Annotated in this window: 19 protein-coding genes and 2 tRNA genes; 19 read left to right on the top strand and 2 right to left on the bottom strand. The window is 37.2% G+C overall.

Going from position 1 to position 21,281, the window contains the following annotated elements; genetic code table 11:
- Nucleotides 1-4: 4 nt before the first annotated feature.
- Both JG537_RS05425 and JG537_RS05420 read left to right on the top strand, forming a co-directional pair.
- Nucleotides 5-1,489 (top strand): SpaH/EbpB family LPXTG-anchored major pilin, encoded by a 1,485-nt coding sequence (locus JG537_RS05425; RefSeq protein WP_199544193.1) that lies wholly within the window; start codon nucleotides 5-7, stop codon nucleotides 1,487-1,489.
- A gap of 104 nt (nucleotides 1,490-1,593) precedes the next feature.
- Nucleotides 1,594-2,454, top strand: a complete 861-nt coding sequence (locus JG537_RS05420; RefSeq protein ID WP_199544192.1) for a Cna B-type domain-containing protein — start codon at nucleotides 1,594-1,596, stop codon at nucleotides 2,452-2,454.
- 437 nt (nucleotides 2,455-2,891) lie between these two features.
- On the opposite strand, the gene JG537_RS05415 is transcribed toward JG537_RS05420, so the two are convergent.
- Nucleotides 2,892-3,038 (bottom strand): hypothetical protein, encoded by a 147-nt coding sequence (locus JG537_RS05415; RefSeq protein ID WP_199544191.1) that lies wholly within the window; start codon nucleotides 3,036-3,038, stop codon nucleotides 2,892-2,894.
- Between the two features lie 825 nt (nucleotides 3,039-3,863).
- Here JG537_RS05415 and rfbD point away from each other — a divergent pair.
- The 10 genes from rfbD to JG537_RS05365 all read left to right on the top strand — a co-directional run bounded on the left by rfbD (nucleotide 3,864) and on the right by JG537_RS05365 (nucleotide 13,243).
- The gene (rfbD, locus tag JG537_RS05410) at nucleotides 3,864-4,718 is read left to right on the top strand and encodes a dTDP-4-dehydrorhamnose reductase (protein ID WP_199544190.1); all 855 of its coding nucleotides are present in this window, start codon (nucleotides 3,864-3,866) and stop codon (nucleotides 4,716-4,718) included.
- A gap of 186 nt (nucleotides 4,719-4,904) precedes the next feature.
- On the top strand, nucleotides 4,905-6,476 hold the full coding sequence (locus tag JG537_RS05405; protein ID WP_132869036.1) for a hypothetical protein: 1,572 nt from the start codon (nucleotides 4,905-4,907) through the stop codon (nucleotides 6,474-6,476).
- A gap of 542 nt (nucleotides 6,477-7,018) precedes the next feature.
- Nucleotides 7,019-7,825, top strand: coding sequence for a dihydroorotate dehydrogenase electron transfer subunit (locus tag JG537_RS05400; RefSeq protein WP_199544189.1), 807 nt, complete (start codon nucleotides 7,019-7,021; stop codon nucleotides 7,823-7,825).
- Nucleotides 7,826-7,837: 12 nt separating this feature from the next.
- The gene (locus JG537_RS05395) at nucleotides 7,838-8,782 is read left to right on the top strand and encodes a dihydroorotate dehydrogenase (protein ID WP_132869037.1); all 945 of its coding nucleotides are present in this window, start codon (nucleotides 7,838-7,840) and stop codon (nucleotides 8,780-8,782) included.
- 217 nt (nucleotides 8,783-8,999) lie between these two features.
- The gene (gene pyrF, locus JG537_RS05390) at nucleotides 9,000-9,692 is read left to right on the top strand and encodes an orotidine-5'-phosphate decarboxylase (RefSeq protein WP_132869038.1); all 693 of its coding nucleotides are present in this window, start codon (nucleotides 9,000-9,002) and stop codon (nucleotides 9,690-9,692) included.
- A gap of 44 nt (nucleotides 9,693-9,736) precedes the next feature.
- A complete protein-coding gene (locus tag JG537_RS05385) occupies nucleotides 9,737-10,060 on the top strand; it encodes an inorganic diphosphatase (RefSeq protein ID WP_199544188.1) in 324 nt (107 codons plus the stop codon).
- Nucleotides 10,061-10,074: 14 nt separating this feature from the next.
- Nucleotides 10,075-10,704, top strand: a complete 630-nt coding sequence (pyrE, locus tag JG537_RS05380) for an orotate phosphoribosyltransferase (RefSeq protein ID WP_132869040.1) — start codon at nucleotides 10,075-10,077, stop codon at nucleotides 10,702-10,704.
- Nucleotides 10,705-10,777: 73 nt separating this feature from the next.
- A complete protein-coding gene (locus JG537_RS05375) occupies nucleotides 10,778-11,290 on the top strand; it encodes a YbhB/YbcL family Raf kinase inhibitor-like protein (RefSeq protein ID WP_132869041.1) in 513 nt (170 codons plus the stop codon).
- An 18-nt stretch (nucleotides 11,291-11,308) separates the two neighbouring features.
- Nucleotides 11,309-11,962, top strand: a complete 654-nt coding sequence (locus JG537_RS05370; RefSeq protein WP_132869042.1) for a uracil-DNA glycosylase — start codon at nucleotides 11,309-11,311, stop codon at nucleotides 11,960-11,962.
- A gap of 12 nt (nucleotides 11,963-11,974) precedes the next feature.
- Nucleotides 11,975-13,243 carry a dihydroorotase gene (locus JG537_RS05365; protein ID WP_132869043.1) on the top strand — a complete coding sequence of 423 codons (1,269 nt, stop codon included), beginning with the start codon at nucleotides 11,975-11,977 and terminating at the stop codon, nucleotides 13,241-13,243.
- A 27-nt stretch (nucleotides 13,244-13,270) separates the two neighbouring features.
- On the opposite strand, the gene plsY is transcribed toward JG537_RS05365, so the two are convergent.
- Complete coding sequence (plsY, locus tag JG537_RS05360) at nucleotides 13,271-13,915, bottom strand: glycerol-3-phosphate 1-O-acyltransferase PlsY (protein WP_132869044.1); 645 nt, start codon at nucleotides 13,913-13,915, stop codon at nucleotides 13,271-13,273.
- A 222-nt stretch (nucleotides 13,916-14,137) separates the two neighbouring features.
- On the opposite strand from plsY, the gene parE reads away from it, so the two are divergent.
- The 7 genes from parE (at nucleotide 14,138) to JG537_RS05325 (ending at nucleotide 21,179) form a co-directional block, all read left to right on the top strand.
- Nucleotides 14,138-16,087: a DNA topoisomerase IV subunit B gene (gene parE / locus JG537_RS05355; protein WP_074482126.1), complete on the top strand. Its 1,950-nt coding sequence runs from the start codon at nucleotides 14,138-14,140 to the stop codon at nucleotides 16,085-16,087.
- A gap of 69 nt (nucleotides 16,088-16,156) precedes the next feature.
- On the top strand, nucleotides 16,157-16,969 hold the full coding sequence (locus JG537_RS05350; RefSeq protein WP_039698295.1) for a hypothetical protein: 813 nt from the start codon (nucleotides 16,157-16,159) through the stop codon (nucleotides 16,967-16,969).
- 47 nt (nucleotides 16,970-17,016) lie between these two features.
- A complete protein-coding gene (gene parC, locus JG537_RS05345; protein WP_132869903.1) occupies nucleotides 17,017-19,476 on the top strand; it encodes a DNA topoisomerase IV subunit A in 2,460 nt (819 codons plus the stop codon).
- A gap of 127 nt (nucleotides 19,477-19,603) precedes the next feature.
- Complete coding sequence (locus JG537_RS05340; protein WP_199544187.1) at nucleotides 19,604-20,626, top strand: branched-chain amino acid aminotransferase; 1,023 nt, start codon at nucleotides 19,604-19,606, stop codon at nucleotides 20,624-20,626.
- 66 nt (nucleotides 20,627-20,692) lie between these two features.
- Nucleotides 20,693-20,923, top strand: a complete 231-nt coding sequence (locus JG537_RS05335) for a DUF2969 domain-containing protein (RefSeq protein ID WP_132869669.1) — start codon at nucleotides 20,693-20,695, stop codon at nucleotides 20,921-20,923.
- 61 nt (nucleotides 20,924-20,984) lie between these two features.
- Nucleotides 20,985-21,065, top strand: a tRNA-Tyr gene (locus tag JG537_RS05330).
- A gap of 42 nt (nucleotides 21,066-21,107) precedes the next feature.
- Nucleotides 21,108-21,179 (top strand) — tRNA-Gln (locus JG537_RS05325).
- The last annotated feature ends 102 nt before the right edge of the window (nucleotides 21,180-21,281 follow it).

Below are 21,281 nucleotides of genomic sequence, written 5' to 3'. Positions count from 1 at the left end.
AAAAATGAAAAAGATTACCCAACTCTTGTTTACAACTTTTGCAGCTCTAAGTTTGGTATTTTCAGCACTTGGATCTGTGACTGCCTTTGCCCAGGATAATGCACCTGGTACTGACGACAAATACGATGTTGTTTTGACTAAAGTTAAAATGTCCAACTTAGATGGTTGGCCAAAACAAACTGGTAATGATGGTACAGCATACACTGGTCAAAAACTTGATAGAGGGGCTTATTTTGGAACTACCGATACTGTTCAAGGCGCTTATTTTGAAGTGCATAAAGGCAGTGTTAATGGCGAAGTTATCAAAGAAGGTCTCACAGACGCAGATGGCAACATCACATTCACCAATCTAGCTGCAGGTAAATACTTTATTGTTGAAAATAAAGAAAAATCTGAAGTATCTGGTGATGAAGAGCTTGCTAATTCTGCTGCTGTACCAGTTGAAATTGAACTTCCAGTTTTTAAAGCTGACGGAGGATGGTATACAACTGGAGAAGATGCTGTTCATGTTTATCCAAAGAATACTGTTGATAAACCAACAATTAATAAAGTTGTCAATGAAACTGACAAACATGATACAGCACTAATTGGTGAAACAAAAACTTTCAAAGTTTCTTCAGTAATGCCCGAAGGAATTGCTGAATATAAAGTTTTGAAATTTGATGACGAATTTTCAAAGGGATTAAGCTATCAAGGAAATCTTAAAGTCAAATTGAATGGTGCAGATATTGATACAAGCAACTATACTCTTACAGCTCCATCTGTAGGAACAAAAAAAGCAAAAATTACAGTCGCATTCACTAATGATTACATTGCTACTCTAAAAGCTGGTGATGAAATTACTATTTCATACGATGCAACAATTAATGAAGATGCTGTACTCGGAGCGGAAAATCCTAATGATGTAAAAATAATTTATGGTACAAATCCTTCAGAGGATAAACAAAAAGAAGATACTCCAGATGAAAACCCTGAGCTTCATACAGGTGGTAAACGTTTTGAAAAAGTGGATAAAGCAACAAGCGAAAAGCTATCTGGTGCTGAATTTGTTGTAACAAACGAAGTTGGAGATAGATATTTGAAACAGACTGTTTCAAATGGTGCGGTTATTAAGAACGAATGGATATCTTCTAAAGATAATGCAACTGTCTTCAAGTCAGATGAAAATGGTTATTTCGAAGTTATTGGATTACCTTATGGAAATGCTAATCAATCTGCAAAAGATGGTGAAACAACTTATAAGATTGTTGAAACAAAGGCTCCAAAAGATTATGCGCTTTTACAACAACCAATTGAATTTGTAGTGAACTCTTCTTCTTATTATGAAGATCCAACAGCTGTTGAGCTTAAAAAATCAGATTCTCAAGAAGTAAAGAATAATAAAGTTACTATTCCACAGACTGGTGGTATTGGTTCGATTATTGTTGTTGCGGTGGGGGTTGTTCTAGCAGTTGTAGGTTTATTTGTAAAACGTCGTGTTACTAAATAAACTGTTTTAGAAAACATGAGGTAGGCAAGATTTTCTTGCCTCTTCAGTAAAGCGTTCAATTGTTGAACGCTTTACTGAAGAAGAGAAAAGGAGAGATGTTAGGTATGAAACTGCAATCTTGTCTGAAGAATTTTGTTTTTTGTTTATTATCCTTGATAGTGATTTTTCACGTTTTTGCTATTCCAGTACATGCTCAAGATGATACTAATGCTGCTATTACTATAATAAAATTAAAAAATAGTGAAGACTCAAGTCAGGCTGTTCCTATTTCTGGGAGTTCTTATAGTTTATTTAAGATAGCTCCTACCGAAGAGTTAAGTGTAGATAATCAAAAAGCTTTAGTTCTTAAGTATGCTGATAAAACTATTGAAGAGTTGAAGTCTATGGCCTATGACGGAGAATTTTATAATAGTGAAGTGACGGATTTGAATGGTTCAACAACAGTTTCGAATATGACGCCAGGTGTTTATTATGTTGTGGAGGTTAATCAATCCTCGAATATTCAGCAGCTTTGGAAGAGTGTACCTTTTGTTGTACTGCTCTTACCTAATCAACCTACTACAGTTTATCCTAAAACAGAAGAAAATAATTTACCAGCAATGGCGACTTATACGGTCAAAAAAAAATGGGTCGGAAAGGAACTTAGTAGTGTAATTGTTAGATTAAAAAAATCTGGAAGAATCGTTGATACTGCAGAGTTAAATAGTAGTAATAATTGGTCATTTACTTTTTCAAATTTACTTGTTGACGCTACATATTCTGTTGAAGAAGTTGTTCCCCAAGGATATGCAGCAACTTACACAAAAATGTCAAAAAAACACGGTATGATAATTACTAATACTGAATTAACAAAAAATCAAATACCGATTATTAAAACAGGAACTTTTGGAATTTATTTATTGATTGGGACTGCTTTAGTTCTTATTGCTTTGGGTTATCGATTTTATAAATCAAATAAATTTTAATAGTGTTATTGTTAGTTAATCAGTTTAGGTATAGTAAATAATGAGAGGAGATTAATTAAATCTCCTCTTTTTTATGCGATTAAAGTAGACTATTTTAAATTTCAATGTTATAAAGATTTAATTATAATATTTTTTTAGATATCAATAAGCTGCCCTGGGGCAATCTTTTTATATCATGATTAGCTAAATAGAATTATTCGAATCGTTTTTCTAGAGGTGTTAGGTATTTTATAAGAATTTTATCTGATTTGGTTGTACCATACATAGGTAAATTCGTTTATAACTTGTTTCAATTCCTCGATAGTATCATATCAGTATTGGCTAAATTAATGAATTGTAATACCATTCTATTGTGGTGTGTCACATGGAGTACCTGACGACTCATATTTTGTGAAATGCATAATGATGAAGAAATTCTTTTGAACTAAACATATTTATCAGAACTTTGATTGGTCACAAGGTTGCTTTGCTAAAGGGGAAATAGCTAAATCAGCCGTAATTTTCTTCACATTTTTACTTGCAACTACACTACGGTCATATAAATCAATGATTGTACAGTTATATTGAACAGTTCTGCTATACATCACATGTAATTAGGTTCAGTTGAGGGAAAGATTCACTTGAGGAGTTTTAGAAAGACTCTATGAATGTTACCTTTCTATAGTTCGATTTCCTTCTTCGAGAAATACTTACTAAGTTTAGTAATTTATTCATATATTTGTGAACGGTAGTTTTAGAAAGATAGATATCTCGTCTTTCTAGAAAAACTTTCATGAATCTGTGAGCGATATTTCCATTGTACTCATGATAAATAATTTGAATTGGACTAAGAAGAGTTTGCTCTTATCAATGATAGTCGCTTGTTTCTTTCTTGAGATAATTGTAATGATCGTTAGAATGAATGTTCATATTTAGAAATAGACATCTCAAGACTTATTTTTCTTTATAATTATCAATAAAATGATATGTCTCTATTCGATTCTCTTTGCAAAGAATGACACAGTTTTTTAAGAAGTCATTTGCTATTTCTGATTCAGTTTTTTTCTGGTGTAATTTGCGAACTTTTTTCATAAGTTCAAGATTTGATTTTTTCATTTAGGTTTGACTGGTATTCTTTACGATAAGGACGTACCTGATTCGAGATTGAGGCTGAAGATATACCATATTTAGCAGCTAAGCTCTTTAACGTTTAATCAAATATAAAGTTAAACAGTCTTTTGATGAACTTCATTTGGATAGTGTTTTGTGCCACTTTTCCTATTTTAACTCATTAAGTAATAGTGTTACCAATTTACTACACCAGAACAATCTCATTAATTACTGCTTTTTTTGTAAAAATAGTGTAAAATAGTAGGGAATGATTTAAAAGGTTTGAAAGCCTTTAATTAGATATTATGAGGAGTGCTAAAATGATTTTAGTTACAGGTGCCAATGGGCAATTAGGAACAGAATTACGTTATCTTTTGGATGAACGTGGTGAGGAGTATGTAGCGGTTGACGTTGCAGAAATGGACATCACTAATGCTGAAAAAGTTGATGAAGTGTTTGCACAAGTCAAACCAACACTTGTATACCACTGTGCGGCTTACACTGCGGTTGATGCTGCTGAAGATGAAGGTAAAGAACTTGATTACGCGATTAACGTAACAGGTACTGAAATCGTGGCTAAAGCTGCAGCAAAATATGGTGCAACTCTTGTTTACATTTCAACTGACTATGTTTTTGATGGTAAAAAACCAGTTGGTCAAGAATGGGAAGTTGATGATACTCCAGATCCTCAAACTGAATACGGTCGTACAAAACGTTTGGGTGAAGAAGCTGTCGAAAAATACGCTGAAAAATTCTACATCATCCGTACAGCTTGGGTATTTGGTAACTATGGTAAAAACTTTGTTTTCACAATGCAAAACCTTGCCAAAACTCATGACACATTGACAGTTGTTAATGACCAACACGGTCGTCCAACTTGGACTCGTACTTTGGCTGAATTCATGACTTACTTGACAGAAAACCAAAAAGAATTTGGTTACTACCACTTGTCAAATGATGCTGCTGAAGATACAACTTGGTATGACTTTGCTGTTGAAATCTTGAAAGATACTGACGTTGTGGTTAAACCAGTTGATTCAAGTCAATTCCCAGCAAAAGCAAAACGTCCACTTAACTCAACAATGAGTCTTAAAAAAGCAAAAGCTACAGGCTTTGTTATCCCAACATGGCAAGAAGCTTTGAAAGAATTCTACAAACAAGACGTTAAAAAATAATCTTGATAAATAGAAGAAGCTGAGTTACGACTCGGTTTCTTTTTTTAGTCTTTCAAAATATCGTTCGGTTTTTCTTTTTATTTTCAGGCTTCTTGTCTTTTTTTCGTTGTTCTTTTGCTTATTATATGATATATTAGTAGTGAAAGATTGTAATAAAAATGTAATATAAATTGTAAGGTGAGTGTGATGGTAGTGAAGAAAGATATGAACTCAAATGGACATCGTTTATTAATTCAAAAATTACTTGTCAGCATTCATTACCTAACACTTTTCAGAGATGAGATTGTTTTGGTTGAGAAGACCCCATCTTTATTGGGGGCTTCTTTTTCGCCAAATGTTGTGCAATCAGAGTTAGGTGAAATTTTGGCTTCTGTGGATGCGCTTTCTAAGCAAGAGAAGTTAATTAAGTCAACATTTTGGTATGATGAACCATCGTTTAGGTTGATGAATCATTCTTTGGATATTGTAGGTAGCTGGGTTCGCGGGATTGATCATGTTTTAGAAATTTGTGAATCAAAATCAGTATTTCAAGCAATTTTGGGTGATAATCGTCAACGTGTTTTTGGGGTATTGATTGATGTTTTCACCTCTCTTCGAGTGACTAATTTGTCAATCAAAGAAGAATCTGAATATCCGATTTTGGTGGATCCTCTCCAAGTTGTTGAATACAAAAAAAGAGAAATCAATAAGGCAGAGTTGATGGCTAAAATCGATGCTTTGGTGCCTAGAAAGTCTCAAGAAGAATATCATGAACCTGAAGAAGAAAAAGCTGAGACAATTCCAGAGCTTCTTGAAAAAGAATTAGCTAAAAGACAAGAGTTTGCTGAGTTATCTGAATCTACTGATAACGTTGATAACAAAGATGTATCAGCGGAAGAGGTTGAAGAGTCTCAAGGACAATCTGAAGCAACTAATCTTGCTGATAAAACACTTGGTAGCCAAGAATTACCTGATCACGAACTTGGTGAGGCAGTCGAAGTTGAGGAGACATCTCTTGAGGAAGAATCTGCTTTGGAAGATAGTAGGCTTGAGGAAGTCAAAGAGGACGAAGAATCAGCAACTGATGGCAGTGAAGAACTAGAAGATAATCATCAGCTTGAACCGGAAAGTGATGAAAGTGTTGATTCTGAAGCTGATGATTTAATTGAAGAGGTAGAACTTGCTGAAAATCCTGAAAAATCAAGTCTAGAGTCAGAAGATGAAGTAGCTGAAGAAGTAGTTTCTGAAGCAACTAGCCTTGATGAAGATGCGGAATCTGCGCTTGAGGTAGCTGATCATCAAGTAGAGAAAGCTCAAGAAGATGAAGAACTTGATAATCTTGACATTGAACAAGAGGAAGAGGTTAATAATGCTTCTGAGCCTAACTTGCCAGAGATTAATCCTAAGGATGCTGTGAAGCAGTTCCGTCATTATCTTTTCGATCACAAGGGAATGGTCTACGTCATCGATGCTGGCGAAGATTTGAAGCGTGAAATCAAGTTTTATAACCCATTTGATCGATTTGAAGGCGCCTCTGATGATGTGACTGCGTCTTTAGTCATCTTGGAAGAAATTTTAGATGATTTGCGTAGTCGTAAAAAAGAAATCTTTGGTGCTGAAGGGAACTTGATTAGCGAAGCGACTGAACCAATTCATTTAATGGTTTATGGTCAAAATGTTTTGATGCAAGATAGTCGTTTTGAAACCTTGATGTCTGAAATTGCTCCTTTTACTGGCCGTTCAGACTTACACATTCATTCTTATCAAGCTTATAAATAATGAAAAACTTATTTCTTGACAATTTTTTCCGATAACGTGTTACAACACATTTAACGCTAAAGTTTGAAGATACTTATAGCACAACGCAAAAAAGACAGTAGCTGCAACTACTGTCTTTAATTTTGTTTTCAAAGAAAACTCAGGTTAATGGTTGTTGCGTTTGTTTTGAATGTGTTGCTTAAATAATCTGGGAGATTGTTTAAGGTTGGGGATAAGAGAAGCGAAGTTTCTCTTACATTTCGAAAGTTTTAGGAATTCCTTAGTTTCCTAAAATATTGAAGCTACCGTTGGCACCACATAAGGTAAGTATCACGAGAATAAAAAGGATCTTCACTTGCTACAAAAAATAATTGACAAGCAAATGAAAACGCGTTATAATATTTAAAATTTGAAAACCTTTAATTAAGTTCAGAGAGACTTTCAAGGTTACTGTAAAAAAGAGTTTTATCTCTAATAAAAAGTGTGAGTATGCTTTGGTGTGCTCTGCTTATTTTGCTGTAACCTTGCCTTCTGGCGAGGTTTTTTTGTGTGAAAGGAACACTATGCATTCAAGTTGTAAAGACAAAACGTCTGTATTGAAAGAAAACTTATTGATTGTTAGTCAACGAGAGATTGCTCCTTGTATTTTTGAGATGAAGCTTTCTGGTGAGATGGTCATGGACATGGCTCCTGGTCAGTTTTTGCATCTTCGAGTACCTGATCCAAGTAAATTATTACGTCGTCCGATTTCGATTTGCCAGATTGATAAAGTTAATAAAGTCGCAACCATTGTTTATCGTGTGGAACGCGCTGGGACAGCTATTTTATCTCAGTTGAAAGCTGGTGATCGTGTCGATACTATGGGACCTCAGGGAAATGGTTTTGATCTTTCTGTGGTTTCTGCAGGGCAAAAAGCTTTGTTAATCGGAGGGGGAATCGGTGTTCCGCCTTTGGTTGAAACAGCTAAGCAATTAGCTGCTAAAGGTGTTGAAGTGATTTCTGTTCTTGGTTTTGCGAATAAAGATGCTGTTATCCTAGAAGAGGCCTTGTCAGCATATGGTAAGGTTTATGTCACCACTGATGATGGATCATATGGAACTAAAGGATATGTATCAACGGTTGTTGATGAGCTTACAAAAGAATATTCTTTTGATGCTATTTACTCGTGTGGCGCACCAGGAATGTTGAAATACGTTGACCAAAAATTTGAAAACCATCCACATGCTTATCTGTCTATGGAATCTCGTATGGCATGTGGTATGGGGGCTTGTTATGCTTGTGTAGTGCATTTGAAAAACGCCCAAGATGCTGCCAATCAACGTGTTTGTGAAGATGGACCGGTTTTTGAAACTGGAAAAATCATCTTGTAAGGAGGTTTATTTATGTCAGAAAATCGTTTAGCTGTTAGCCTTCCAGGACTTGATTTGAAAAATCCGATTATTCCTGCATCAGGTTGCTTCGGTTTTGGCCAAGAGTATGCCAAATATTATGATTTGGATAAGTTAGGTTCAATTATGATTAAAGCGACAACTAAGGATGCTCGTTTTGGGAATCCAACGCCACGTGTGGCAGAAACACCTTCAGGCATGTTAAATGCTATTGGGCTTCAAAATCCAGGTGTTGATGTGGTGCTTTCTGAAAAATTACCTTGGTTGCAAGAACACTTCCCAGAATTACCAATTATTGCTAATGTAGCTGGTTTTTCAAACGAAGAGTATGCTTATGTGTCTGAAAAGATTTCAAAAGCAGCAAATGTTAAAGCTATCGAACTTAATATCTCTTGTCCTAATGTTGACCATGGAAATCATGGCTTGTTGATTGGACAAGTGCCAGAGCTAGCTTATGCAGCTGTGAAAGCTAGTGTTGAGCATTCAGATGTGCCAGTTTATGTTAAATTAACACCGAGCGTGGCTGATATCACAGCAGTTGCTAAGGCAGTTGAAGAAGCTGGAGCAACTGGCTTTACCATGATTAATACTTTGGTTGGTATGCGTTTTGACTTGAAGACTCGTAAACCAATCATTGCTAATGGTACAGGTGGCATGAGTGGACCTGCAGTTTTTCCTGTAGCGCTTAAATTAATTCGTCAGGTAGCTCAAAGTACAGATCTTCCAATCATTGGTATGGGGGGGATAGATTCAGCAGAAGCAGCTATTGAAATGATGATTGCTGGAGCATCAGCTATTGGAGTTGGAACAGCTAATTTTGCAGATCCTTATGCCTGTCCTAATATTATTGACCGTTTACCTGAGGTTATGGATCAATATGGCATCAAAGATCTTGAAACGTTACGACGTGAAGTTCGCCAAGAATTGCGTGGCAAGTAAGTTTTGCTATTTTATTAAAAAAGTCAGTAAGTTTTTGACTTTGATATTAAAAAAAGATATAATAATAACAACTGAATAACCTTTAATTGAGTCCAGAGAGGCGAGAAAGGTTCGTGAAAAAAGAAGATATCATCTTTGAATAATGGGTGCTTGCTGCCCTACTTTTCGTGTAACCTCGCCCTTGGGCGGGGTTTTCTTTGTAGAAAAAGGAGAAAAAATGCACGAAAGTCGTCCGATTATTGCTCTTGATTTTCCGTCATTTGATGATGTGAAATCATTTCTTGCTTTGTTTCCTGCTGATGAAAAGCTCTATGTCAAAATTGGTATGGAACTTTATTATGCTGAAGGGCCAGAGATTGTTCGTTATGTGAAATCTCTTGGACACTCAGTTTTCCTAGATTTGAAATTGCATGACATTCCAAATACGGTTAAGTCAGCCATGCGTGTGCTTTCAAATCTTGGTGTTGACATGACTAATGTTCATGCGGCAGGTGGTGTTGAGATGATGAAAGCTGCGCGTGAAGGTCTTGGACAAGGTCCAAAATTAATCGCGGTAACACAGTTGACATCAACATCAGAAGAGCAAATGAAAGAAGATCAAAATATCCAGACAAGTCTTGTTCAATCTGTTATGCATTACGCGAAAAAAGCAGAAGAAGCTAGACTTGATGGGGTTGTCTGTTCTGCTTGTGAGGTTGCTGTCATCAAAGAGGCAACGTCAGAAGATTTTGTTTGCTTGACACCTGGTATCCGTCCGGCAGGAGCTGCTGTTGGTGATCAAAAACGCGTGATGACACCAAGCCAAGCAAGCGCCATTGGCTCAAGCTATATTGTTGTTGGACGCCCAATTACAAAAGCGGATGATCCTGTTGCGGCTTACAAAGCCATTTACGATGAATGGAATGCTTAGTATTGGAATACTAAAATTATTTTAGAGTTGGTATGGAGTTAACAATGAGGAAATCTTACACAGCGGTTATTGATAGACCAATCGGTTATCAAGATAGATACGGGAATAACTATCCAATCAATTATGGTTACATTCCAAATTTGATTGGAGGTGATGGTGAGTGGCAAGATGTCTATATTATTTCAGAGAGTGTCTCAGCTCCCCTAGAAGTATTCGAAGGGGAATTAGTAGCCATTATTCATCGTGCTGATGATGTGGAGACTAAATGGATTTTAACAACCGCTGGTGAAATAGTTACTTATGACCAAATAAAACAAGCAACCCATTTTTTAGAACAATATTTTACATCAACCATTGAGTTATTATAGAAAAGAGGAATATTATGACTTTAGCATCACAAATTGCATCAGATTTGCTTGACATTCAAGCGGTTTACTTGAAACCAAATGATCCGTTTACTTGGGCATCTGGGATTAAATCACCAATCTATACAGATAATCGTGTGACACTTTCATATCCTGAAACACGTACATTGATTGAAAATGGATTTGTAGAAAAAATCAAAGAAGAATTTCCAGAAGTGGAAGTTATTGCAGGTACAGCAACAGCAGGTATTCCTCATGGAGCTATTATTGCTGACAAAATGAATCTTCCATTTGCTTATATTCGTAGCAAACCAAAAGATCATGGTGCAGGTAACCAAATTGAAGGTCGTGTGAGAAAAGGTCAAAAAATGGTCGTCGTTGAAGACCTTATCTCAACTGGTGGTTCTGTGCTAGAAGCAGTTGCCGCAGCTGAACGTGAAGGCGCTGATGTTATCGGTGTTGTGGCAATCTTTACTTACGAATTGCCTAAAGCAACTGAAAACTTTGACAAAGCAGGTGTGAAATTGGTGACACTTTCTAACTATACAGAGCTTATCAAAGTAGCTAAGGTGCAAGGTTACATCACTGCAGATGATTTGACTTTGCTACACAAATTTAAAGAAAACCAAGAAACTTGGCGTGACTAATAAAATTTAGTATTTGGCTACTAAGGATAAAACTTTAGTGGCCTTCTTGGTTTAAAGCTTGAAAGGAGTTATAATGAAACTATCATCAACATTTGAAAATAATGTTTTGCCTGATGCATACGCTAAAAAAGCAAGTGTTCAGGTTAGGGGAAATGCAGTCATCTCTTTCCCGTTTACGATTGAGGATGCTCCTGAAGGTACGAAAACATTTGCTTGGACATTCGTCGACTATGATTCTATCCCAGTCTGTGGTTTTGCTTATATTCACTGGGTAGTTGCTAATGTTCCAGCTGATGTTCCAGCTGATGTAAAAGCTATTTCAGAAGATTTTTCTCGTTTAGATACTAATCATACTCATGGTAAAAATAGCTTAGTTAGTAAGTTTCTAAATGAGGATAACTCAGATATTTATGATGGCTATATGGGGCCATATCCACCGGATAGAGACCATATTTATACCCTAACAGTCTATGCTTTGGATTGTGAATTGCCATTAACAGATGGTTTTTACATGAATGATTTGCTTCATGCCATGGAAGGGCATGTCTTGGCAAAAGAAAAGCTAGATTTAGTAGGGAAATACTAAAGCTACAGAGGAGTGAACATGCAACATTCAACATGGCATGAGTTAATTAAAAATGAATTACCAGAGCATTACTTTGGTCGCATTAATCAATTTATGGATGCTGTTTATCAGCAAGAATTGGTATATCCGCCACGTGAGAAAGTCTTTAATGCTATTCAAACAACAGCATTAGAAGATGTTAAAGTAGTGATTATTGGTCAAGATCCTTATCATGGTCCGAATCAAGCGCAAGGACTATCATTTTCAGTACCAGAGAATATTCCAGCACCACCATCTCTTCAAAATATTCTTAAAGAATTGGCTGATGATTTAGGTCAACGCGATCACCACGATTTAACCCCATGGGCACAGCAAGGTGTGCTTTTGCTAAATGCTTGCTTAACAGTTCCTGCAGGTCGTGCCAATGGTCATGCTGGACAAATTTGGGAACCATTTACCGATGCGATTATCAAAGTGGTTAATCAAAAAGAGACACCGGTTGTCTTTATTCTCTGGGGTGGGTATGCTCGTAAGAAAAAAGCTTTGATTACGAATCCAATTCATCATGTCATCGAAAGTGCGCATCCAAGTCCACTCTCAGCTTATCGCGGATTTTTCGGCAGCCGTCCTTTCTCACAAGCTAATGCTTACCTCAGTCAGGATGGCCTAGAACCAATTGATTGGTTGAAATGATAGGAGTTTAACATGTTACTTATTAAAAATGGTCGTGTCGTTGATCCAAAGTCTGGTTTTGATCAGGTTGCGGACGTTCTTGTTGATGGAAAAAAAGTTGTTAAAATTGCTGACTCAATCGAAGAAGCAAATGCAGAGGTCATTGATGCTAGTGGTCTTGTTGTAGCTCCTGGTTTGGTTGATATTCACGTGCATTTTCGTGAACCTGGTCAAACTCACAAAGAAGATATTCATACAGGAGCTCTTGCAGCAGCAGCTGGTGGTTTTACATCAGTTGTTATGATGGCAAATACTAATCCGACTATTTCAGATGTTAAAACGTTGAAAGAAGTATTAGCGAGCGCTAGCAAAGAAAATATCCACGTTTATACAAACGCTACAGTCACTAAAAACTTTGATGGTCAAAATTTGACTGACTTTAAAGAACTTCTTGAAAATGGTGCACTCAGTTTTTCAGATGACGGTATCCCACTTCAAAGTACTAAAGTGTTGAAAGAAGCTTTGGATTTGGCAAAAGCAAATAATACCTTTGTTGCTGTTCACGAAGAAGACCCAGAATTAAATGGTATCCTTGGATTTAACGAAGGGATTGCACGTGATAAATTCCATTTCTGCGGAGCAACTGGGGTGGCAGAGTATAGTATGATTGCGCGTGATGTTATGATTGCTTATGACCGTGGTGCGCACTTACATATCCAACATTTGTCAAAAGCAGAATCTGTTAAAGTGGTTGAATTTGCTCAACAATTAGGCGCAAATGTCACTGCAGAAGCAGCACCACAACATTTCTCAAAAACAGAAGACTTGCTTCTCATCAAAGGCTCTGCAGCTAAGATGAATCCACCTCTTCGTACTGAAAAAGACCGTTTGGCAGTTATTGAAGGTTTGAAATCTGGCGTTATTTCAGTGATTGCGACTGACCACGCTCCACACCACGCTGATGAAAAGAATGTCGAAGACATCACAAAAGCCCCATCAGGTATGACAGGACTTGAAACATCATTATCTCTTGGCTTGACAAACTTGGTGGCTACAGGTGATTTGACCTTGTCAGAGTTGCTTGCTAAGATGACCATTAATCCATCATCAATGTATGATTTTGACGCTGGATATTTGGCTGAAAATGGTCCTGCAGACATCGTTATCTTTGCTGACAAAGAAGAACGTGTCGTGTCTGACCACTTTGCTTCTAAAGCTTCAAATTCACCATTTATTGGTGAAAAACTACAAGGTGTCGTGAAATACACTATCTGTGATGGAAACATTGTCTACAAAGCTTAAGAGTAATAAAAAAGAATTAGCGTTTTGCTAATTCTTTTTTTGTTCTTGATGACTTAAATTCAATCCCCAAGGAACAAGATTTTCCTTGTGTACTTTAATACGTGTAATGTTATCTTTATGTCTCACAATAATAATACCTGCAATTAAAATAATCACTAATGTGAAGAGCAGGTCGTAGTGCGGAAGCAAAAAGCCAAAGGCTGGAAAAATTAGAACACTAACGACAGCAACGCTAGCGGCAACTACACTTGATAAAGAGATCATACTATAGAGATAAAGGGTAATGACAAAGACAACAACAAGGAAAAGTAAAAATAGTGGCGCAAAACCAAGGAGTACACCAGCGCTTGTTGCAACTGCCTTACCACCTTTAAACTGTGCAAAAAGTGGGAATGTGTGACCGATTATGGCGAAAAGTCCGATTAGAATTGGAGAGACGCCAGTAACCCCAAAAATAAGAGGGAGAAGCGCAGCAAGCGTCCCTTTTAACATATCAATGATAAAGGTAATCATACCTGCTTTAGCACCTAGGACTCGGAAAGTATTAGTTGTTCCAGTATTTCCGCTACCATGTTCTCTAAGATTTGTGTGGTAGAAGAATTTTCCAATCCAAAGTCCAGTTGGGATTGACCCCAACAAGTAAGCAATCAGAATCATAACTAAAATTTTCATGTTTTCATTATAACACAATCGCTTATTAAGAAAAGGAGAAATTTGAAAAATAAATGACTTGAAGAATCAAGCTAAATTTGTGATAACGCTTTAAATTTGATATACTATTTCATGAAAAAATTGGTGATTTTCCTTGTAAAATCGTTATTAACTTTGATTTTTTTTTGCAAAATACTGAAAAAACTTGTAAGATAAAAAAGATGAATTATTTGGAGGTCGCTTTTGGCTAAAAAAGAAATTAATGTAAATAATTATAATGACGATGCCATTCAAGTATTAGAAGGATTGGACGCTGTTCGTAAACGTCCCGGAATGTACATCGGATCAACAGATGCGACAGGACTACATCATTTAGTATGGGAAATTGTTGACAATGCCGTCGATGAAGCACTTTCTGGTTTTGGTAATCAGATTGATGTGATTATTAACAAAGACGGTAGTGTTACGGTAAAAGACCAAGGTCGAGGAATGCCGACTGGTAAGCATGCCATGGGGATTCCGACAGTAGAGGTTATTTTCACGGTTCTCCACGCTGGTGGTAAATTTGGACAAGGTGGTTATAAAACCTCTGGTGGTCTTCACGGGGTAGGCTCTTCAGTTGTTAATGCCCTTTCTAGCTGGCTAGAAGTTGAGATCACTCGTGATGGCGCTGTTTACAAACAACGATTTGAAAAAGGTGGTAAACCTGTTACAACTCTTAAAAAGATTGGAACAGCACCAAAATCTAAATCAGGTACTATGGTCACTTTCATGCCTGATGACACAATCTTTTCAACGGTTGATTTTAAATTTAACACGATTGCTGAACGTTTGAAAGAATCAGCTTTCTTGCTTAAAAATGTTACCTTGACATTAACTGATAATCGTCCAGAAGAAGCAGAACACCTAGAATTCCATTATGAAAATGGGGTGCAAGACTTTGTTGAGTACCTTAACGAAGATAAGGAAACATTGACACCGGTCATTTGGGTAACTGGTGAAGATCAAGGCTTCCAAGTTGAAGTAGCACTTCAATACAATGATGGCTTTTCTGATAACATCCTTTCTTTTGTTAACAATGTTCGCACAAAAGATGGTGGAACTCATGAGACTGGTTTGAAATCAGCTATTACCAAAGCTATGAATGACTACGCTCGTAAGTCTGGTTTATTAAAAGAAAAGGATAAGAACCTAGAAGGTTCTGATTACCGTGAAGGGTTATCTGCGGTGCTTTCTATTCTTGTTCCAGAAGAGCATTTGCAATTTGAAGGACAAACCAAAGATAAATTAGGAAGTCCTCTAGCACGTCCAATTGTTGATAGTATTGTATCTGAAAAATTGACTTTCTTCCTTTTGGAAAATGGTGAAGTGGCTTCAAATCTTGTTCGTAAGGCAATTAAAGCGCGTGATGCCAGAGAGGCGGCTCGTAAGGCGCGTGATGAATCTCGTAATGGTAAGAAGAACAAGAAAGATAAAGGACTTCTTTCTGGTAAATTGACTCCAGCACAATCTAAGAACCCTAAGAAAAATGAACTTTACCTAGTCGAAGGGGATTCTGCCGGCGGTTCAGCCAAGCAAGGTCGTGACCGTAAATTCCAAGCTATTTTGCCATTGCGTGGTAAAGTGCTTAATACGGCAAAAGCAAAAATGTCTGATATCGTGAAAAACGAAGAAATCAATACCATGATTTATACCATTGGTGCGGGTGTCGGTGCTGAATTTAACGTTGAAAATTCTAACTACGATAAGATTATTATCATGACCGATGCCGATACCGATGGTGCCCACATCCAGACACTTCTGTTGACTTTCTTTTACCGTTACATGCGTCCATTGGTTGAAACTGGACATGTTTATATTGCCCTTCCTCCTTTGTACAAAATGTCAAAAGGAAAAGGCAAAAAAGAGCAAGTTGAGTACGCTTGGACAGATGGTGAGTTAGAAGAATTACGTCAAAAATTCGGTAAAGGAGCTCAACTCCAACGTTACAAAGGGTTGGGTGAAATGAATGCTGACCAACTTTGGGAAACAACTATGAACCCAGAAACACGTACACTTATCCGTGTGACAATTGAAGATTTGGCGCGTGCTGAACGCCGTGTCAACGTCCTTATGGGCGACAAAGTTGAACCACGCCGTAAATGGATCGAAGACAACGTTAAATTCACCTTGGAAGAAAATACAGTGTTTTAATCGCTATTTACAAAGTTGATTTTTAATGAGTGATATTATAGTCAATTAATATCTTTAGAGGACAAGCTAATGCTTTTAGATATCTGGACTGAAAAATATAGTATTCAATGGGCTGGAGTTTATCATTTGGTTTTATCAGAGTATCCTTTGATAAAAGATTGGGAATTGGAAAAAATTTCTGCTTTTATAGCATACGAGAAATTAAATGCTCGAACTACCCAAATTATCTGCGAGAATAAAGTACTTCGTGACAAGATAAAAGATATTGAGAGAAGGCCGTGTAAGGAATTTCCATATACTCCAAGTTCTAAAATAGTTGCTTCAACTTATGACGAAAAAGGTAAATATGTATATTCAGATTTTTTAAGCCATACCTGTACCGTTCAAGTAGCGAAAGAAATATTTAGAGAAAACAAGATTCTATCAGCGGTTAAGGCATTTAGATTGTCACCTGAGAAATTAGTTCAGAGTTCTCGTAATGCTGCGGGAGATCCAGCTGACTATTTTCAATATGTGATGCTTGGCTGGTCAAATACAACGTCTGGTTATCGTCTTGCTATGGAAAGGCTTTTGGAACGAGAACCTACAAAAGATGAATTAGGTCCGCTTTTTGTTCCGGGGGTAAGTTTCCATTTCAAATATGATGATATTATTGAAAGTGATGGTTATGTATTTGATGGCTATCACGCTGCGAAGGTTAAAGATGAAATTTCTTTGAACAAGCTTTATCTTTGCATTATTCCTGAGGATAAACGAGAGGTTATTGAGCCTTTGGTTCCAAGTTGTTTAGTCCCTAAAGTATTTTATTTGAAGTACGATGGTGATGGTCTTTCTGCCTGGTCAGAAAAAGTTTTTAATGTTGTAAAAAACTTTGTTAGTTAATATAGAAAAAGTTAATTTTTTGACGTGAAATGTAAAGGATAATAATTATGTCAAATGTACAAAATATGTCTCTTGAAGACATTATGGGGGATCGTTTTGGACGATACTCCAAATATATTATTCAAGAGCGGGCTTTGCCAGATATTCGTGATGGTTTGAAGCCTGTTCAACGTCGTATCCTTTATTCAATGAATAAGGACGGCAATACTTTTGATAAAGGTTTCCGTAAATCGGCTAAATCAGTCGGTAACGTCATGGGTAATTTTCACCCACACGGTGACTCGTCTATTTATGACGCCATGGTGCGCATGAGTCAGGACTGGAAAAATCGTGAGGCCTTGATTGAAATGCATGGTAACAACGGTTCTATGGACGGTGATCCACCGGCAGCCATGCGTTATACCGAAGCACGTTTGTCAGAGATTGCTGGCTATTTGCTTCATGATATTGAGAAAAATACTGTTCCATTTGCTTGGAACTTTGATGATACTGAAAAGGAACCAACGGTTTTACCGGCAGCCTTTCCAAATCTTTTGGTTAATGGTGCAACAGGTATCTCAGCTGGTTACGCAACAGATATTCCACCACACAACTTGGCTGAAGTGATTGATGCGGTTGTTTACCTCATTGACCATCCAAATGCTAAATTGGACAAATTAATGGAATTCTTGCCTGGACCAGATTTCCCAACAGGGGCAATTATCCAAGGTAAAGACGGTATTCGTAAAGCTTACGAGACTGGTAAAGGTCGTGTCGTGGTTCGTTCACGAACCGACATTGAAAGTCTTCGAGGCGGTAAAAAACAAATCGTTGTTACTGAGATTCCTTATGAAGTCAATAAAGCGGTGCTTGTTAAGAAAATTGATGACGTTCGTGTCAATAACAAAGTACCCGGCATTGCGGAAGTTCGTGATGAATCTGACCGTGATGGTCTTCGTATTGCTATCGAACTTAAAAAAGATGCTGATGAACAAACCATTCTCAACTATCTTTTGAAATACACAGATTTGCAAGTCAACTATAACTTCAATATGGTTGCCATTGATAACTACACACCACGTCAAGTTGGTATTATTCCAATGTTGACAAGTTACATTGCACACCGTAAAGAAATTATCGTTGCCCGTTCAAAATTTGATAAAGAAAAAGCTGAAAAACGTCTTCACATCGTAGAAGGTTTGATTCGTGTCATTTCAATTCTTGATGATGTTATTGCACTTATCCGTGCCTCTGAAAATAAAGCTGATGCTAAAGAAAACTTAAAAGTCAGCTATGATTTTTCTGAAGAACAAGCAGAAGCTATTGTAACTTTGCAATTGTATCGTTTATCAAATACCGACATTGTTGCGCTTGAAAACGAAGAAGCAGAACTTCGTGAACGCATCACAATGCTTAAAGCCATTATCGGTGACGAACGTACCATGTACAATGTCATGAAACGTGAACTACGTGAGGTTAAGAAGAAATTTGCTAATCCACGTTTGACAGAATTGCAAGATGAAGCTGAAACCATTGAAATCGATGTGGCAAGCTTGATTGTTGAAGAAGATACCTATGTCAGCGTAACAAAAGGTGGCTATATCAAACGTACAAGTCCGCGTTCTTATAACGCTTCAACGGTTGAAGAAATTGGTAAACGTGATGATGATGAATTGATCTTCGTTTCTCAAGCTAAGACCACACAACATTTGCTCATTTTTACAAATCTTGGCAATGTTATCTATCGTCCAGTTCATGAGTTGACAGATATTCGTTGGAAAGATATTGGTGAACATTTGTCACAAACTATTACTAACTTTGCGACAGACGAATACGTTCTTTATGCTGAAATTGTCGATGAATTTGGACCGCAAACTTATTTTGCAGCTACAAAACTTGGACAAATGAAACGCTTCGAACGTAAAGAGTTCGCCCCATGGCGTACCTACAAGTCAAAATCTGTTAAATATGCTAAATTGAAAAATGATGATGACATGATTGTAACCATTGCTCCAATTACTTTGGATGATGTCATGGTTGTCACACACAACGGTTATGCCCTTCATTTCAATATTGATGAAGTGCCGGTAGTTGGTGCAAAAGCTGCAGGGGTTAAATCAATCAATCTTAAGGATGATGATTTTGTAGCAGCGGCCTTTATTGCTAATACTGAAAGTTTCTTTATCTTAACTCAACGTGGTAGCTTGAAACGTATGGCGACTGAACTGATTCCAGTAACAAGTCGTGCTAATCGCGGTTTGCAAGTCCTTCGTGAGCTTAAGTCAAAACCACATCGCGTCTTTATGGCAGGACCAGTACACGCTTCAAATGATGTGCAGAATATTGATTTGTTCACCATTGAGCCACTTGATTCTGATAAGATTGAAACCTTGGAAGTTTACTCAAATAAGGGCAATCATTATCAAGCCATTTTGGAAGATTTGACACTCTCAGAGCGCACAAGTAACGGTTCCTTTATCTCAGATAAAATTTCTGATGAAGGTGTCTTTAGTGCAAGAATTAAATAGCGATAATAAGTCGGAGTTTTTCTCCGATTTATTTTTTTGAACAAATTTTCAGAATTTTATGAAAAAGTACTTGAAAAAAGATTTAAAAAGCGTACAATAGGATAAAAACAAAGAAAGAGGAATAGTTATGACAGTAGATTTAGACTGGGAAAATCTAGGCTTTGCCTATCGTAAATTACCATTTCGTTATATTTCATATTACAAAGACGGAAAATGGGATGAAGGAAAATTAACTGAAGATTCAATGCTTCACATTTCAGAATCCTCTCCAGCTTTGCATTATGGTCAACAAGCCTTTGAAGGTTTGAAAGCATACCGCACAAAAGATGGTTCAGTTCAATTGTTCCGTCCAAATATGAATGCAGAACGTTTGCAACGCACAGCAGATCGTCTCCTTATGCCACAAGTGCCAACAGAAAAATTCATTGATGCTGCAAAACAAGTTGTTCGTGCCAATGAAGAATTTGTGCCACCATATGGTACAGGTGCTACACTTTATCTACGTCCTCTTTTAATTGGTGTTGGCGACATTATTGGGGTTCATCCTGCTGACGAGTACATTTTCACAATCTTTGCAATGCCTGTTGGAAATTACTTCAAAGGGGGGGTGGCACCAACAAACTTCTTGATTCAAGACGAATATGATCGTGCTGCTCCACATGGTACAGGAGCTGCAAAAGTTGGTGGTAACTATGCTTCAAGTCTCCTTCCAGGTAAAATGGCGCATGACCGCAAATTTTCAGACGTTATTTATCTTGATCCAGCTACTCACACTAAAATCGAAGAAGTGGGTTCTGCAAACTTCTTTGGTATTACAGCGGATAACGAATTTATCACACCACTTAGTCCATCTATCTTGCCATCTATTACAAAATATTCACTTCTTTACTTGGCAGAACACCGTTTTGGCATGAAAGCTATCCAAGGCGATGTTAAACTTGATGAATTGGATAAATTCGTTGAAGCAGGTGCCTGTGGTACTGCGGCTGTTATTTCCCCAATTGGTGGTGTTCAACACGGTGATGATTTCCATGTCTTCTATAGCGAAACAGAAGTTGGTCCTGTGACACGCAAATTGTATGACGAACTTGTCGGCATCCAATTTGGTGACATTGAAGCTCCAGAAGGCTGGATTTATAAAGTTGACTAATATTTTAAAGCTTGCTCTTGCAAGCTTTTTTGTTTTTCGGTAAAATGAATAGCGTGAGGTGGAAAAATGAGCAAAAAAGATAAAAAAATCGAAATTCAACTTGCTGACGCCAAAGTTGCTATCAATAATGCCAATGTCGATGGCTACAATTTGACTGCTGGAAAAAAAGTCATTGGTGAAATTGCTGAACTAGATAACAAATTTGCTGTTGTCAAAAGTGGAGAAGTGGAAGCACTTTTCAAAACTTTAGAGCAAGCAATTGAAAGTATTATTGAAAATTACAACCTAAATCGCTAAAAAATAGCGAAAAGTACTTGTCAGAGAACAAAAACTATGCTAGAATAGTTTTTGTCGTAACGGAAGGGTAGCGAAGAGGCTAAACGCGGCGGACTGTAAATCCGCTCCTTCGGGTTCGGGGGTTCGAATCCCTCCCCTTCCATTTTTGAAATGAAAATTTTAGAAAGTAATTGAACATTGTTTTTGGGGTATAGCCAAGCGGTAAGGCAAGGGACTTTGACTCCCTCATGCGTTGGTTCGAATCCAGCTACCCCAGTCAAAGGTATCGAGTTTCGGCTTGACACCGTCAAAGATAAAAGTTGTTGTCGTTGCGGGTTACCTTGAGAAATATTATTGTTGTCAAAAGCTAGCTTAAGCT

Origin of the sequence: Streptococcus vicugnae, from assembly GCF_016461705.1 — a bacterium.
GTDB lineage: Bacteria > Bacillota > Bacilli > Lactobacillales > Streptococcaceae > Streptococcus > Streptococcus vicugnae.
Note: the sequence above shows the minus strand (reverse complement) of the source record. Positions and strands in the feature narration are given on the sequence as shown.

What these genes read in the sequence shown, in the direction of transcription:
- JG537_RS05425 (WP_199544193.1), top strand. Translation starts at nt 5, where the DNA reads ATGAAAAAGATTACCCAACTCTTGTTTACAACTTTTGCAGCTCTAAGT.
- JG537_RS05420 (WP_199544192.1), top strand. Translation starts at nt 1,594, where the DNA reads ATGAAACTGCAATCTTGTCTGAAGAATTTTGTTTTTTGTTTATTATCC.
- JG537_RS05415 (WP_199544191.1), bottom strand. Translation starts at nt 3,038, where the DNA reads ATGTATAGCAGAACTGTTCAATATAACTGTACAATCATTGATTTATAT.
- rfbD (WP_199544190.1), top strand. Translation starts at nt 3,864, where the DNA reads ATGATTTTAGTTACAGGTGCCAATGGGCAATTAGGAACAGAATTACGT.
- JG537_RS05405 (WP_132869036.1), top strand. Translation starts at nt 4,905, where the DNA reads ATGGTAGTGAAGAAAGATATGAACTCAAATGGACATCGTTTATTAATT.
- JG537_RS05400 (WP_199544189.1), top strand. Translation starts at nt 7,019, where the DNA reads ATGCATTCAAGTTGTAAAGACAAAACGTCTGTATTGAAAGAAAACTTA.
- JG537_RS05395 (WP_132869037.1), top strand. Translation starts at nt 7,838, where the DNA reads ATGTCAGAAAATCGTTTAGCTGTTAGCCTTCCAGGACTTGATTTGAAA.
- pyrF (WP_132869038.1), top strand. Translation starts at nt 9,000, where the DNA reads ATGCACGAAAGTCGTCCGATTATTGCTCTTGATTTTCCGTCATTTGAT.
- JG537_RS05385 (WP_199544188.1), top strand. Translation starts at nt 9,737, where the DNA reads ATGAGGAAATCTTACACAGCGGTTATTGATAGACCAATCGGTTATCAA.
- pyrE (WP_132869040.1), top strand. Translation starts at nt 10,075, where the DNA reads ATGACTTTAGCATCACAAATTGCATCAGATTTGCTTGACATTCAAGCG.
- JG537_RS05375 (WP_132869041.1), top strand. Translation starts at nt 10,778, where the DNA reads ATGAAACTATCATCAACATTTGAAAATAATGTTTTGCCTGATGCATAC.
- JG537_RS05370 (WP_132869042.1), top strand. Translation starts at nt 11,309, where the DNA reads ATGCAACATTCAACATGGCATGAGTTAATTAAAAATGAATTACCAGAG.
- JG537_RS05365 (WP_132869043.1), top strand. Translation starts at nt 11,975, where the DNA reads ATGTTACTTATTAAAAATGGTCGTGTCGTTGATCCAAAGTCTGGTTTT.
- plsY (WP_132869044.1), bottom strand. Translation starts at nt 13,915, where the DNA reads ATGAAAATTTTAGTTATGATTCTGATTGCTTACTTGTTGGGGTCAATC.
- JG537_RS05350 (WP_039698295.1), top strand. Translation starts at nt 16,157, where the DNA reads ATGCTTTTAGATATCTGGACTGAAAAATATAGTATTCAATGGGCTGGA.
- parC (WP_132869903.1), top strand. Translation starts at nt 17,017, where the DNA reads ATGTCAAATGTACAAAATATGTCTCTTGAAGACATTATGGGGGATCGT.
- JG537_RS05340 (WP_199544187.1), top strand. Translation starts at nt 19,604, where the DNA reads ATGACAGTAGATTTAGACTGGGAAAATCTAGGCTTTGCCTATCGTAAA.
- JG537_RS05335 (WP_132869669.1), top strand. Translation starts at nt 20,693, where the DNA reads ATGAGCAAAAAAGATAAAAAAATCGAAATTCAACTTGCTGACGCCAAA.